13 protein-coding genes are annotated in these 13753 nt (G+C 62.7%); all 13 read right to left on the bottom strand.

What is annotated here, in order from left to right:
• Positions 1 to 28 precede the first annotated feature (28 nt).
• On the bottom strand, positions 29 to 964 hold the full coding sequence (gene prmB / locus PHF15_RS03830) for a 50S ribosomal protein L3 N(5)-glutamine methyltransferase (protein ID WP_300119064.1): 936 nt from the start codon (positions 962 to 964) through the stop codon (positions 29 to 31).
• Positions 961 to 2136: a succinyl-diaminopimelate desuccinylase gene (dapE, locus tag PHF15_RS03825; protein ID WP_300119063.1), complete on the bottom strand. Its 1176-nt coding sequence runs from the start codon at positions 2134 to 2136 to the stop codon at positions 961 to 963. Before dapE ends, prmB begins: the two co-directional genes overlap by 4 nt.
• An 8-nt stretch (positions 2137 to 2144) precedes the next feature.
• On the bottom strand, positions 2145 to 3326 hold the full coding sequence (locus PHF15_RS03820) for a PilT/PilU family type 4a pilus ATPase (protein WP_300119062.1): 1182 nt from the start codon (positions 3324 to 3326) through the stop codon (positions 2145 to 2147).
• A 65-nt stretch (positions 3327 to 3391) separates the two neighbouring features.
• Entirely contained in the window at positions 3392 to 4216 is an 825-nt protein-coding gene (gene dapD, locus PHF15_RS03815; RefSeq protein WP_300119061.1) for a 2,3,4,5-tetrahydropyridine-2,6-dicarboxylate N-succinyltransferase, read from the bottom strand.
• Between the two features lie 35 nt (positions 4217 to 4251).
• Positions 4252 to 5472 carry a succinyldiaminopimelate transaminase gene (gene dapC, locus PHF15_RS03810; RefSeq protein ID WP_300119060.1) on the bottom strand — a complete coding sequence of 407 codons (1221 nt, stop codon included), beginning with the start codon at positions 5470 to 5472 and terminating at the stop codon, positions 4252 to 4254.
• A gap of 35 nt (positions 5473 to 5507) precedes the next feature.
• Positions 5508 to 6353, bottom strand: coding sequence for a glutamate racemase (murI, locus tag PHF15_RS03805; RefSeq protein ID WP_300119102.1), 846 nt, complete (start codon positions 6351 to 6353; stop codon positions 5508 to 5510).
• Positions 6316 to 7866: a fumarate hydratase gene (locus PHF15_RS03800; RefSeq protein ID WP_300119059.1), complete on the bottom strand. Its 1551-nt coding sequence runs from the start codon at positions 7864 to 7866 to the stop codon at positions 6316 to 6318. Before PHF15_RS03800 ends, murI begins: the two co-directional genes overlap by 38 nt.
• 179 nt (positions 7867 to 8045) lie before the next feature.
• Positions 8046 to 8342, bottom strand: coding sequence for a Na+/H+ antiporter subunit G (locus tag PHF15_RS03795; protein ID WP_300119058.1), 297 nt, complete (start codon positions 8340 to 8342; stop codon positions 8046 to 8048).
• Positions 8339 to 8608: a K+/H+ antiporter subunit F gene (locus PHF15_RS03790; protein ID WP_300119057.1), complete on the bottom strand. Its 270-nt coding sequence runs from the start codon at positions 8606 to 8608 to the stop codon at positions 8339 to 8341. The genes PHF15_RS03795 and PHF15_RS03790 overlap by 4 nt, the downstream gene beginning before the upstream one ends.
• Positions 8602 to 9090 carry a Na+/H+ antiporter subunit E gene (locus PHF15_RS03785; protein ID WP_300119056.1) on the bottom strand — a complete coding sequence of 163 codons (489 nt, stop codon included), beginning with the start codon at positions 9088 to 9090 and terminating at the stop codon, positions 8602 to 8604. Before PHF15_RS03785 ends, PHF15_RS03790 begins: the two co-directional genes overlap by 7 nt.
• Positions 9087 to 10622, bottom strand: a complete 1536-nt coding sequence (locus PHF15_RS03780; protein WP_300119055.1) for a monovalent cation/H+ antiporter subunit D — start codon at positions 10620 to 10622, stop codon at positions 9087 to 9089. The genes PHF15_RS03785 and PHF15_RS03780 overlap by 4 nt, the downstream gene beginning before the upstream one ends.
• Positions 10619 to 10957 (bottom strand): Na+/H+ antiporter subunit C, encoded by a 339-nt coding sequence (locus tag PHF15_RS03775; protein WP_300119054.1) that lies wholly within the window; start codon positions 10955 to 10957, stop codon positions 10619 to 10621. Before PHF15_RS03775 ends, PHF15_RS03780 begins: the two co-directional genes overlap by 4 nt.
• Positions 10945 to 13752: a monovalent cation/H+ antiporter subunit A gene (locus PHF15_RS03770; RefSeq protein ID WP_300119052.1), complete on the bottom strand. Its 2808-nt coding sequence runs from the start codon at positions 13750 to 13752 to the stop codon at positions 10945 to 10947. The genes PHF15_RS03775 and PHF15_RS03770 overlap by 13 nt, the downstream gene beginning before the upstream one ends.
• Between the last annotated feature and the right edge of the window lies 1 nt (position 13753).

The raw sequence follows: 13753 nt of genomic DNA, 5'->3' as shown, positions 1-13753 counted from the left end.
CGGCGCTCTCGCCGCGAAGGTATCGTGCTCATGGCAAGCTCAACAGCGCCTCACGCGTGACCAGCAGCACTTGATCTTCGCCGGCGCTGGTGGCCAGCCAGATCACTTCCAGGCTTGGGAAAGCGGCTTCAAAATGGCCGCGTTCGTGGCCGATTTCCAGCACCAGAATGGCGGTTTCGGTCATGTGGGCTGGCGCCTCACGCAGCAGGCGTCGCACAAAGTCCATGCCATCGACCCCGCCTGCCGTGTTGCCATCGAGGGCCGTGGCTGGTTCGGCCCTGAATTCAGGCGGCAGCTCGGCCATGCTGGCGGCATTGACATAAGGCGGGTTGCACACGATCAGGTCGTAAGGGCCGCCGTGTTCCGGGAAGCCATCACCCTGGTGCAGTGTGATGCGCTGGTGCAGGCCGTGGCGTTCCACATTGATTTCTGCCACTTCGAGCGCTGCCGCACTGATGTCGGACGCCTGCACCATCACATCGGGATAAACCAGCGCGACCAATACCGCCAGACTGCCGTTGCCGGTGCACAGGTCGAGCACCTTGTGGGTGGTTTCACTGAGCCAATAGTCAAGGCTGCCCTCGACCAGCACTTCGGCGATCAGCGAGCGCGGCACGATGGCGCGATCATCGATATAGAACGCCACGCCCTGCAGCCAGGCTTCATGCGTCAGGTAGGCGGCCGGCTTGCGGGTGGCGATGCGTGTCTTGATGAGCTCCGCTATCTTGGCTTGCTCGGCGGGCGTGACCAGCCTATCGGGAGGCGCAGCGCCAGGGTCGCCCGTGTGTGCCAGGGGCGTGTCCAGCGGCAGGCCAAGTTGCCAAAGCACCAGCCAGGCGGCTTCGTCGAAGGCATTTTGGGTGCCATGGCCAAAGACGACGCCGGCCTGCGTCAGCTGGCGGGCGGCCTGGGTGACGCAATCGGGCAGGGTGATGTCACCGTTTCGGGTTTGGCTCTTCCTCATGCCAGCAACTGCGCATGCAGGTTTTCCAGTGTCCGGCGGTAAATGTTTTTCAGGGGCTCGATATCAGCCAGGGCAACGTGCTCGTTGATTTTGTGGATGCTGGCGTTGGGCGGGCCGCACTCGATCACCTGCGGGCAGATTTTGGCAATGAAACGGCCGTCGCTGGTGCCGCCACTGGTAGAGAGCTCAGGGGTGAGTCCGGTCTCGGTGTGGATGGCGGCCACCACCGCATCCACCAGCGTCCCCGGTGTCGTCAAAAAAGGCAGGCCGCTGAGCGTCCAGGCCAGGTCATAGGCCAGGTCATGGCGGTCCAGCACCGTCTGCAGGCGGCACTGCAGCGTTTCAGGTGTGGATTCGGTGGAAAACCGGAAGTTGAAGTCCACCACCACCTCGCCCGGAATCACGTTGCTGGCGCCGGTGCCGCCGTGGATGTTGCTGACCTGCCAACTGGTGGGCGGGAAAAATGCGTTGCCTTGGTCCCATTCGATGCCAATCAACTCCGCCAGCGCAGGCGCCAGCAGGTGGATCGGGTTGTTGGCCAGCTGCGGATAGGCAATGTGGCCCTGCGTGCCCTTGACGGTGAGCTTGCCGCCCAGCGAGCCGCGACGGCCGTTCTTGATCATGTCGCCGGTGTGCGTGACCGCGGTGGGTTCGCCCACGATGCAGTAATCAAGCACTTCACCACGGGCTTGCAGCATCTCGCAGACCTTGACAGTGCCGTCCACGGCCGGGCCTTCTTCATCGCTGGTCAGCAAAAAACCGATCGCCAGCGGCGACTCGGGTCTCGCGGCGACAAACTCTTCCGTGGCCACCACAAACGCGGCCAGCGAAGTTTTCATGTCAGCCGCGCCTCGGCCGAACAATTTGCCGTCGCGCAGCGTGGGTTTGAACGGGTCGCTGCTCCACAGTTTGAACGGACCCGTGGGCACGACATCGGTGTGACCGGCAAAAACAAGCAGTTTTGAACTGGCTGGCGGTTTCGTTGTACTGCTGCCCGGCCGCTTGGCCCAAAGGTTGGTGACCTCGAAACCCGGCGGACCGCTGATCAGGGTTTCGAGCTGGAAGCCGATGGCTTCAAGTCGCGCACCAATGAGTTGCTGGCAGTGGGCATCGCTCGGGGTTTCAGAGGGGCAGGCGATCAGGTCACAGGCCAGGTCAAGGGTGGGGTTCATGGGCGGGTTCAGCGGTTGAGGTCGAGCGTGATTTCGGTGAAGGAGGGCTCGTCGCCATGTTCGTCGGCCACTGCGGCCTTGGCGCGCATGCTGAACTCGTTATGCAGCCGCCATAACAGATTGGTGGGCGAGTCGGCATGGGCCAGGCCTTCCTTGCGCTCAATGATGCCTTCTCCGATCAGGCGGGCGATGTCTTCCTCAAATGTCTGGCTGCCTTCAGCCATGGACTTTTCCATGGCTTCCTTGATGGCCGAGAAATCACCTTTTTCAATCAATTCAGCCACCAGTTTGGTGTTCATCAGGACCTCGACCGCAGGGCTTCTGGTTTCAGAGACGTTGCGTATCAGGCGCTGCGAAATGATCGCTTTCAGGGCCGAACCCAGGTCGCCGAGCATGGTCATGCGGACTTCGACCGGGTAAAAGCTGAGAATGCGATTGAGCGCCTGATAGCTGTTGTTGGCATGCATGGTGGCCAGGCACAAATGCCCGGTTTGGGCGTAGGCTATGGCGGCGGACATGGTTTCACGATCCCGGATTTCACCGATCAGGATCACATCGGGCGCTTGCCGCAAGGCATTTTTCAGGGCAACTTCCGAATTCTCGGTATCGGCGCCGACTTCGCGCTGGTTGATGATGGCGCGCTTGCTTTTGAACAGGTATTCGATCGGGTCTTCGATCGTGAGAATGTGGCCCGCCATACTGGCGTTGCGGTGGTCGATCATGGCCGCCAGACTGGTGCTTTTGCCGGAGCCAGTCGCTCCCACCATCAAAATCAAGCCGCGTTTTTGCAGCATCAGGCTGGACAGGGTGGCAGGCAAGCCGAGCGTGGGCAGGTCGGGAATCTCGTGGGCGATCAAACGGATCACGACCGCATAGGTGCTGCGCTGGCACATGGCACTGATCCGAAAGCGCCCGATACCGCGAATCGACCAGGCGATGTTGAGTTCGTGGGTGTCCTGCAACTCCCTGATTTTTTCGGTCGGCAGGATTTCAGCGAGCAGGTTCAAGGGGGCATCAGGCGGCAATATCTGGTTGTTGATGGGAACGCACTCGCCGTGGATGCGGATCAGCGCGACAGCATTCGCAGACAAATAGATATCCGAGGCACGCTTGCTGACCATCAAACGCAGAATGGTTTCCATGGTGCCCTTGAGATCGGAGTCGTCAGGGCCTGGGTCGGTGATTGCCATGGGAATATCCTTGTAAACGGTTGGGAACCGAACATCGCTCCCTGCGTGCAGCATGGGTTTGTCCCTCAGGGGCGCAGGAGGTCATTCAGACTGGTTTTGGCGCGGGTTTGCGCATCGACGCGCTTGACGATGATGGCAGCGTACAGGCTGTATTTGCCACCTTCTTTGGGCAGGTTGCCGCTGATGACCACCGAGCCCGCCGGGATACGGCCGTAGCTCACGGTGTCTGAAGCGCGGTCGTAAATGGGCGTGCTCTGGCCGATGTAAACACCCATGGAAATAACCGAGTTTTCCTCGACGATGACGCCTTCGACAATCTCGGAGCGGGCGCCGATGAAGCAGTTGTCCTCGATGATGGTGGGGTTGGCCTGCATCGGCTCCAGCACGCCGCCAATGCCGACGCCGCCGCTCAGGTGCACGTTTTTACCGATCTGCGCGCACGAGCCCACGGCAGCCCATGTATCGACCATGCTGCCTTCATCGACATAGGCGCCGATGTTGACAAAGGACGGCATCAACACCACACCTTTGGCCAGGTAGCAGCCCCGGCGTGCCACGGCGGGTGGCACGATGCGCACGCCGGTGGCTTGCAGGCCAGCCGTGGTCATGTGGGCGAACTTGGTGGGTACCTTGTCAAAAAAAGCCAGCTCGCCGGCACGCATGATGGCGTTGTCGCTGAGTCGAAAGCTCAGCAGCACGGCTTTTTTGATCCACTGATGGGTGGTCCATTGGCCCACGCCGGCGCGCGTGGCCACGCGCAGGTGGCCGGTGTTGAGCCCGTGAATCACGTGCTCGACGGCGTCGCTGACTTCCTTGGAGGCCGAGCTTGTCGAAAGATTGGCACGGTCGTCCCAGGCGGCGTCGAGGATGTTTTGCAGTTGTTGGGTCATGGCAGGGATGCGGGTTGTTAAAGGGTGAATGCGGGTTAACAGGTACTGGATTTGACAAATTGAACGATGCGTCGGGCCGCTTCCAGACATTCTGCGGTGTCGGCCACCAGCGCCATGCGAATGCGCCCGGCGCCAGGGTTGTGGCCTTGCGCCTGGCGTGCCAAAAATGAACCGGGCAACACCGTTACATTGTAAAGAGCGTAGAGGGCGCGGGCAAACGCCGTGTCGTCACCATCGACCCTGGCCCACAGGTAAAAGCCGGCATCGGGCAAGGCCACGTCCAGCACCCCGGCGAGCAGCGGGGTGACCTGGGCAAACTTGGTTTTGTAAAGAGCCCGGTTTTCAACGACATGCGCTTCGTCGCGCCAGGCGGCTGTGCTTGCGGCCTGCACCACCGGGCTCATGGCACAGCCGTGGTAGGTGCGGTAGAGCAAAAATTGCTGCATGATGGCAGCGTCGCCCGCCACAAAACCGCTGCGCATGCCGGGCACATTGCTGCGCTTGGACAGGCTGGTCAGCGAAATCAGGTTTTTGAAATCGCTTCGGCCCAGCTTGACTGCTGCTTCCATGCCGCCCAAGGGGGGTTCGTCGCGGAAATAAATCTCGCTGTAGCACTCGTCGGAGGCAATGACAAAGCCAAAGCGGTCGCTCAAGGAGAACAGCTTTTGCCATTCGCTCAGCGGCATCACCGCGCCGGTGGGGTTGCCCGGAGAGCAGACAAAGAGCTGCTGGGTGCGCGCCCACACCGCGTCGGGCACGCTGTCCCAGTCGGGGGCGAAGTTGCGCGTCGGGTTGCTGGCCACGTAATAGGGCTCGGCCCCGGCCAGCAGCGCCGCGCCTTCGTAGATTTGATAAAACGGGTTGGGGCACACCACCAGCGGTTTTTGGCCCGAAGCGCTTGCCGCGCCTGGATTGATGATGGTTTGCGTGAGCGAAAACAGCGCCTCGCGCGAGCCGGTCACCGGCAGCATTTGCGTGAGCGGGCTCACATTCAGGCCGTAGCGGTTGTGCAGCCAGTCGGCAAAGGCCTCGCGCAGCGCGGCCTCGCCCGCCGTGGCCGGGTAGCTGGCCAGCCCGCTGGGTGTGCGGTGGATGGCGTCGGCCATGGCTTGCTGGATAAAGGCTGGCGTGGCGTGCTTGGGTTCGCCCAGACCCAGGCTGATCGGGGTGTAAGCCGGGTTGGGCGTGACGTCGGCAAATAGTTGGCGCAGACGCTCAAAAGGGTAGGGCTGTAAAAGCGCAAGCAATGGATTCATGGGCCGCGATTATCCCTTGTCTGGTGTTGTCCGCCCTACAACAGCCGACAACTTACGTCCAGCCCTAACCAGCGTTTGGCTGCGGATTGCAGCAGGTCGGAACTGCCGGTGCTGAAGAGTTGGCATTGGCCTGGCGTGGCATCCATCGAGGGGCTGGTCAGCATACGACGGGTCTGGCGTGCCACGGGTTCGCCGTTGTCCACCAGATGCACTTTGGGGCCAAGCAAAGACTGCAAAATTTGGCTGGCAAAAGGGTAATGGGTGCAACCCAGGACCAGCGTGTCCACCGCGCCCGGCTCAGAACCAAAACGTCCCAAGCCCATGGTGTATTGCGTGCACAACGCGGTGATTTGGTCGGTGTCATTGCGCTCAATGGCATCGGCCAGACCGTCGCAGGGCTGGCAGATGAATTGCGCCTGGTCGGCCAAACTCGCCTGCAAAGCCTTGAATTTTTGGCTGTTCAGAGTGCCACGGGTGGCCATAACCCCGATGCGCCCAGTCTGACTCAGGGCGATGGCGGGTTTCAGCGCCGGCTCGACGCCGATGATGGGCAGCTCGGGGTGGTCCTGGCGCAGCAGATGAATGGCCGCCGCCGTGGCGGTGTTGCAGGCAATCACCAATGCCTGGATGGCCAGATCTGGCTGACGGATCAAATGCCGGGTGATGGCACGCGCGCGCTCCAGCACAAAACCCTCGTCGCGCTCGCCATAGGGCGCAAAGCCGCTGTCGGCGACGTAGATGAAATTTTCAAACGGCAACTCGGCCCGCAGCGCCTTGAGGATGCTCAGGCCGCCGACACCGCTGTCGAACACTCCGATGGGGCGCTTGACGTGTTCCAGCAGATCAGCCGCCAGAGACAGTAATGCCTTTGAACTCGCCAGTGGCAATGCGCTTTTGCCACTCTGCGGGGCCGGTGATGTGGGCGCTGGTGCCGCCCGAATCCACAGCCACGGTGACCGGCATGTCAACCACGTCGAATTCGTAAATGGCTTCCATGCCGAGGTCGGCAAAACCAACCACCTTGGCGGTCTTGATGGCTTTGGACACCAGGTAGGCGGCGCCGCCTACGGCCATCAGGTAGGCGCTCTGGTGTTTCTTGATGGCCTCGATGGCCACCGGGCCGCGCTCGGCCTTGCCGATCATGGCGATCAGGCCTGTTTGCGCCAGCATCATCTCGGTGAAGCCGTCCATGCGCGTGGCGGTGGTGGGGCCGGCCGGTCCCACGGCCTCGTCGCCGATCGGGTCCACCGGGCCCACGTAATAAATGACGCGGTTGGTGAAGTCCACCGGCAGCGGCTCACCTTTGGCCAGCATGTCCTTGATGCGCTTGTGCGCGGCGTCGCGGCCGGTCAGCATCTTGCCGTTGAGCAGCAGCGTGTCACCGGGCTTCCAACTGGCCACTTCAGCCTTGGTCAGGGTATTGAGATTGACCTTTTTGCTCTTGACGTAGTCGGGCGTCCATTGCACGTCGGGCCAGGTGTCCAGCGACGGTGGCGTCAGATAAACCGGGCCGCTGCCGTCCATGACGAAATGGGCGTGGCGGGTGGCAGCGCAGTTGGGGATCATGGCGATCGGCTTGCCCGCAGCATGAGTCGGGTACATCTTGATCTTGACGTCGAGCACGGTGGTCAGGCCGCCCAAGCCCTGGGCACCGATGCCCAAGGCGTTGACCTTGTCGAACAACTCCAGACGCAGGGCTTCCACCTTGGTGAGTTCTGCACCCGACGAGGCCTTGGCCTGCAATTGGTACATGTCGAGGTCGTCCATCAGGCTTTCCTTGGCCATCAACACGGCTTTTTCGGCGGTACCGCCAATGCCAATGCCGAGCATGCCCGGCGGGCACCAGCCGGCGCCCATGGTGGGCACGGTTTTGAGCACCCAGTCCACCACCGAGTCGCCGGGGTTGAGCATGTACATCTTGCTCTTGTTTTCACTGCCGCCGCCTTTGGCTGCCACGGTCACTTCCAGGGTGTTGCCGGGTACGATTTCAGAAAAGATGACGGCCGGGGTGTTGTCCTTGGTGTTCTTGCGATCAAACAACGGGTCGGCCACCACGCTGGCGCGCAGCGTATTGCTGGGGTCGGTGTAGGCGCGGCGCACGCCTTCGTTGATGGCGTTGTCGAGGCTGCCGGTAAAGCCTTCCCAGCGCACGTCCATGCCAACTTTGAGAAACACATTGACGATGCCGGTGTCCTGGCAAATCGGGCGGTGGCCGGTGGCGCTCATTTTGCTGTTGGTCAGAATTTGCGCAATGGCGTCTTTGGCGGCGGGACTTTGCTCGCGCTCGTAGGCGCGTGCCAGGTGGGTGATGTAGTCGGCGGGGTGGTAGTAGCTGATGTATTGCAGTGCGGCGGCAACGGATTCGATCAGGTCGGCTTGGCGGATGGTGCTCATTTGGATGTCCTCAAGGTGCATGAAAAACCGGGTTTGATCACCTGCGTGATCAGATGCACCAGAGTTTAACCAGCCAGCACCAGCGCCGGGCTGACGAACCTTCGCGGCGAGGGCGTCATTCCCACAGAGGCACTTGGTCCGCTCCCACGAAGGCAATTGGGCCGCTCGCACGGAGGCACTTAGCGCAGGCCCAGGTGCAGCGCCGCTTTGGCCAGCAGGTGTGCAGAGATCGGTGCGGTGATGAACAAAAAGAATGTGACCAGAATTTCATGCAGGCTCAGTCCGTCGCCGGTGACGCTGAAAAAGATGGACGAGGCGATCAGCAGGCAACCCACCCCCAGCGTGGTGGCCTTGGTCGGGCCGTGCAGGCGGGTGTAAAAGTCCTTGAAGCGCACCAGACTGAGTGAGCCGATCAGGGTAAAGACAGCGCCGATCAGCACCAGCGCCGACAGCAGGATTTCGGTGGCCAGGTTCATTCGATGATGTCTCCGCGCAATAAAAATTTGGACAGCGCCACCGTGCCGACAAAGCCCATCAGGGCGATCAGCAGGGCGGCCTCGAAATAGAGTGGGCTGCCCAGCTGGATGCCGAGCAAGATCAGCAGGGCGATGGCGTTGATGTAGAGCGTGTCGAGGGCCAGGATGCGATCGGGGACGCTAGGCCCCTTGAGCAGCCTGAAAAAGCTCAGGCCAAAGGCGGCCGCAACAAAGGTAAAGGCGAGGATAAGGGCGCCGCTCAGCATTCAAAAATCTCCTTGAGTGGGGCCTCGAACCGCATTTTGATGGTGTGAATCAGTTGCCCGGGGTCGGTGCAGTCCAGCGCATGCACCAACAGGGTCCGGTGGTCGGGTGACAGTCGGGCCGACACGGTGCCCGGTGTCAGGCAGATGATATTGGCCAGCAGACTTAAGCCCAAGTCGTTGGTCAAATCCAGAGGCACCTCTACAAACAAGGGGTTGAGCGAACGCGGACCAGCCAGCACCAGGCGCGCCACAGCCACATTGGCCACCAGCACGTCATACAAAAACACAGCCAGGAACCGCAGCAGGCCAGAATGCCGGTAGATGCGCACCGACTCCGGCCAGAAACCGAACGTGAAGCGCGGAATGGCCCAACCCAGCAAAAGACCCAGCACGATCTGGCCCGGCGCGACGGTGTTGTTGAGCAGCAGCCAGACCAGCGCCAGGATCGGCGTGAGCAACGGATGCGGCAGCCAGCGTTTCATGGTTTGGCTCCCAGCACGGCATTGATGTAGTGTGCGGGCTCGGCGAGTTGTCGTGCTGTGGCATGGGCAAACTCAAAGGCGGGTCCGGCAAATAACGTCAAGGCCAGAATCAGCCCCAGCAGGCCGCCAATGGCCAGCAGATCGCGGGCGGTTGACGCGCCAGGCGTCACGACACCTGATGCGCTTTTGCTCGCTTTGGCCGCCGCTGCACCGGTGGCGGGCAGGCTGTTGAAAAACACCTGGCTGCCCGCGCGCGCCAGGGCCATGAGCGCCAGCAATGCCGCCAGCAAAATCACCGCCCAGACCCAGGGCTGTCCGGGGGCAGCGCGCAAGATCAAAAATTTGCCGATGAAGCCGGATAAAGGTGGCAAGCCGGCAGCGGCCACCGCGGCCGCAAAAAACAGGCCGCCCCAAAGCGCATGGCGCGGCATGTCGGCGTCGGGGATGAGGTGGTCGCCACTGCCCGGGCGGCGGCGCTTGATGGCATCCGCCAGCAAAAACAGCAGCGCGGCAGTGAAGGTGCTGTGCGGCAGGTAATACAGGCCGGCGGCGATGCCGTCGGTGCCCACGGCCACGGCGCTGAGCAGGGTGCCCACAGACACCAGCACCAGGTAGCCGCTGAGGCGCCCCAGGCTGTCGGCGGCCAGCGCGCCCAGCGTGGCGACGAGGATGGTGGCCAGCGCCAGCGGCAGCAGCCAGGGGTCGAACAAATGCGCCAGGGCACCGGCGCCGTCGCCAAAAAGCAGCGTGTGGCTGCGCAAAATGGCGTAAACGCCGACCTTGGTCATGATGGCAAACAGCGCCGCCACCGGCGCCGATGTGCCGCTGTAGGCCGCCGGCAGCCACAGGTGCAGCGGCAGCAGGGCGGCCTTGAGGGCAAACACCGCCAGCAGCAGTAGGCCACCGGCGCGCGCCAGACCCAGTTTGTCGGGTGTCAGGGTGGCGGCTTTGAGCGCCAGGTCGGCCAGGTTCAGACTGCCCAGCGCCGCATAGATGAGCCCGGCGGCAAACAGGAATACCGTGGAACCGGCCAGGTTCATTACCACGTAGTGCAGCCCGGCGCGGGTGCGCGCCTGGCCGCCGCCATGCAAGGCCAGACCATAGGAGGCGATCAGCAAAATCTCGAAAAAGACGAACAGGTTGAACAGGTCGCCGGTCAAAAAGGCGCCCGCCAGGCCGAACAACTGCAGTTGAAACAGCACATGAAAATGCCGTCCCTGGCCATCCACGCCGTTGCCGGCATAGATGAGCGCCCACAAGGCCAGCAGGGTGGTGGTGAGCACCATCCAGGCCGACAGCCGATCCGCCACCAGCACAATGCCCCAGGGCGCGGGCCAGTCGCCCAGGCGATAGACCAGGATGTCGCCACCCGAAACGGCAGTCAGCAGGGCGATGGCGGCGCCAATCTGAGCCAACACGGACGCCAGCGCCAGCCAGCGCTGGGCGGGCAGCGACAAACGCCCAAAGGCCAGCAGCAGGGTGCCGGCCAGAAACGGCAGCAGGATGGGGACGATGGGCAGGTGCGCCATCATGGAGCGTCACTTTGCTGAGGTGTCCCATCGACATGGTCGTTGCCAAATTCTTCCCGGGCACGCAGGCTCAGCATGATGACAAAGGCGGTCATGGCAAAGCTGATGACAATGGCGGTGAGCACCAGCGCTTGCGGCAGCGGATCGGCATAACTGGCTGCGCCCGAGACCACCGGGGGCTGGCCGATGACCAGTCTGCCGGTGGCGAACAGGAACAGGTTGACACCGTAGGACAGCAGCGTCAGCCCCAGCACCACGGCAAAGGTGCGGGCGCGCAGCAGCAAGTAAACGCCGCAGCCGGTGAGCGTGCCGATAGCCAGGGCGATCAGGGCTTCCAAGGCGCAGCCTGCGGTTCGTGGCTGGCACGGTGCACCAGGCCCAGGTTGATCAGGATCAGCAGCGTGGCGCCGACCACCACCAGATAGACGCCCAGGTCGAACGCCATGGCCGAGGCCAGTTCGAATTCGCCCACCAGCGGCCAGTCGAAGTGGCCGAAGGCCGATGTCAGGAACGGCCGGCCAAACAGCCAACTCGCCAGCCCGGTGAGCAACGCGATGATCAAACCCGAGGCAATCAAGGGGTGAGTGTGGGCGGGCAGGCGCTCTTGCGTCCAGCTGACGCCATTGGCCAGGTACTGCACGATCAGCGCGATGGCGGTGATGAGGCCGGCAATGAAACCGCCGCCGGGCAGGTTGTGACCGCGCAAAAAGACAAAGAAGGAAACCAGCAGCGCCAGCGGCAGCAACAGCCGGGCAAAGGTGGCCAGAATCATGGGATGGGTGTCGCTGTCCCAGGCGCGGCCGCTGGCATCGTGGGTGGGGCCGGGCAGGCGCAAATTGCCCAGCAGCGCAAAAATGCCCAGAGCGGCAATCGCCAGCACGGTGATTTCGCCAAACGTGTCAAAGCCGCGGAAGTCCACCAGAATCACGTTGACCACATTGTGCCCGCCGCCACCTGGCACGCTGTTCTGGATGAAGAAGTCGGCCATGCCGTCGTTGGAGCGGGTCAGCACGGCCCAGGCCAGCGCGGCCGCGCCGCAACCGGCCAGCAGCGCCAAGGCGGCGTCGCGCCAGCGCCGTGCCGGGCTGGACTCACGCGGCGTGCTGGCGGGCAAAAAATAGAGTGCCAGCAGCAGCAAAATCACCGTGACCACCTCGACCGAGAGCTGCGTCAGTGCCAGGTCGGGCGCCGAAAACTTGACGAACACCAGCGCCACAATCAGCCCCACGGCGCCGGTCAGCACCAGCGCGGTGAGGCGCTGGTGATGCCATGCGGTGGCCGCCAGCGTGGCCAATATCAGCACCAGAACAGCCATCAGGCCGATGCCGTCGATGGTGAGCAAGGGTCGTGTGCCGGTCAGTGCGGCCGGCGCCAGCACCAGGCCAGCGCCGCCCAGCGCCAGCGCGCTGACGATCAACAGCGCCAGCTGGCGCTGCAATGAACCGGTATCGAGCCACCGCGTGATGCGTTCGGCAAAGGCACGCAGGCCATGGGTGAGTGCTTCGAAAATAACCCGGCCCTGCAAGCGCTCATCCCAGCGGTCATGCAGGGCAAAGAGCGGCTTGCGCCCCCAGTAAAGCAGTGTGCCCCCGACCAGGGCGATCACGCTCATCCACAGCGCCGGGTTGAAGCCGTGCCAGAGCGCCAGGTTGTGCTCGGGCAGCGGTCCTTGCAGCACGGCGCCGGCCGCCACGGCCAGCAGCGGTTCGACCGTTTGGGCTGGAAATATACCGACCAGCAACACCAGTAGCACCAGAATTTCGACTGGAACCTTCATCCAGCGCACGGGTTCGTGCGGTGTTTTAGGCAGGTTGACGGGTTGGCCATTGAAAAAAACATCATGGATGAAGCGCACGGAATAAGCCACGGCAAACACGCCCGCCACCGTGACCACAATGGGCAGGAGCCAGCCAAGGCGCATTTGCCCACCGGCGGTCACGGCCTCGGCAAAAAACATTTCCTTGGATAAAAAACCGTTGGCCAGCGGCACGCCCGCCATGGCGGCGCTGGCGACCATGGCCAGCGTGGCCGTGTGTGGCATGAAATGCCACAGACCGTTGATGCGGCGCATGTCGCGGGTGCCGCATTCGTGGTCGATGATGCCCGCAGCCATGAACAGCCCGGCCTTGAAAATGGCATGGTTGATGATATGGAACACACCGGCCACGGCGGCCAGCGGGGTGCCGATGCCAAACAGTGCGGTGATCAGCCCGAGGTGGCTGATGGTGGAGTAAGCCAGCAGGCCTTTGAGGTCGTGCTTGAACAGCGCCAGCACCGCACCCAGCAAAAACGTGCTCAGGCCGATGCCACCCACCCACCAGGTCCAGGCGTCGGTGCCCGAGAGCACCGGGAACAGCCGGGCCAGCAAAAACACGCCGGCCTTCACCATGGTGGCTGAATGCAGGTAGGCCGACACCGGGGTCGGCGCGGCCATGGCGTTGGGCAGCCAGAAGTGAAACGGGAACTGTGCCGACTTGGTGAAGGCGCCCAGCAAAATCAGCAGCAGGGCGGGCAGGTAAAGCGGGTGGGCGCGCACCACATCGCCACTGGCCAGCACCTGAGTCAGCTCGTAACTGCCTGCCATTTCTCCCAGCAGGATAAAGCCGCCCAGCAAGGCCAGGCCGCCGGCCCCGGTGATGGCCAGCGCCATGCGGGCGCCGCCACGCGCGTCTTTGCGCTGGCGCCAATAGGCAATCAGCAAATAGGACGACAGGCTGGTGAGCTCCCAGAAGATCAGCAATTGGATCAGGTTTTCGGACAGCACCACGCCCAGCATGGAACCCATGAACAAGAGCAGATAGGCATAGAGCCGGCTCAGACTGTCGCGCGGGCTGAGGTAATAGTGCGCATACACAATCACCAGCAGGCCGATGATCAGGATCAGCAGCACAAACAACAAACCCAGCCCGTCCATGCGAAACGCCAGGTCCAACCCCGCGCTGGTGATCCAGGGCAGCCTCTCGATGGTGGTGGCGCCGGCAAAGCTGGCTGCCATCAGCGGCAGCATCTGCAGTAGCGCCAGGCCGGTCACAACCGCAGCGCACCAGGCGCTGGCGGTGCGGCCAAAACGCCCGGTGGCTGCGACCAGTGCTGCTCCCAGGACGGGCGTGAGGATGGCTGGAAGCAGTTGCATC

Origin of the sequence: Rhodoferax sp. (assembly GCF_028689295.1) — a bacterium.
Taxonomy (GTDB): Bacteria; Pseudomonadota; Gammaproteobacteria; order Burkholderiales; family Burkholderiaceae_C; genus Rhodoferax.
Note: the sequence above shows the minus strand (reverse complement) of the source record. Positions and strands in the feature narration are given on the sequence as shown.

Coding starts and splice junctions, on each gene's coding strand:
- PHF15_RS03820 (WP_300119062.1), bottom strand. CDS start 3,326: ATGGCAATCACCGACCCAGGCCCTGACGACTCCGATCTCAAGGGCACC.
- PHF15_RS03770 (WP_300119052.1), bottom strand. CDS start 13,752: ATGCAACTGCTTCCAGCCATCCTCACGCCCGTCCTGGGAGCAGCACTG.
- PHF15_RS03800 (WP_300119059.1), bottom strand. CDS start 7,866: ATGAGCACCATCCGCCAAGCCGACCTGATCGAATCCGTTGCCGCCGCA.
- PHF15_RS03795 (WP_300119058.1), bottom strand. CDS start 8,342: ATGAACCTGGCCACCGAAATCCTGCTGTCGGCGCTGGTGCTGATCGGC.
- PHF15_RS03790 (WP_300119057.1), bottom strand. CDS start 8,608: ATGCTGAGCGGCGCCCTTATCCTCGCCTTTACCTTTGTTGCGGCCGCC.
- dapD (WP_300119061.1), bottom strand. CDS start 4,216: ATGACCCAACAACTGCAAAACATCCTCGACGCCGCCTGGGACGACCGT.
- prmB (WP_300119064.1), bottom strand. CDS start 964: ATGAGGAAGAGCCAAACCCGAAACGGTGACATCACCCTGCCCGATTGC.
- dapC (WP_300119060.1), bottom strand. CDS start 5,472: ATGAATCCATTGCTTGCGCTTTTACAGCCCTACCCTTTTGAGCGTCTG.
- PHF15_RS03780 (WP_300119055.1), bottom strand. CDS start 10,622: ATGATGGCGCACCTGCCCATCGTCCCCATCCTGCTGCCGTTTCTGGCC.
- PHF15_RS03785 (WP_300119056.1), bottom strand. CDS start 9,090: ATGAAACGCTGGCTGCCGCATCCGTTGCTCACGCCGATCCTGGCGCTG.
- dapE (WP_300119063.1), bottom strand. CDS start 2,136: ATGAACCCCACCCTTGACCTGGCCTGTGACCTGATCGCCTGCCCCTCT.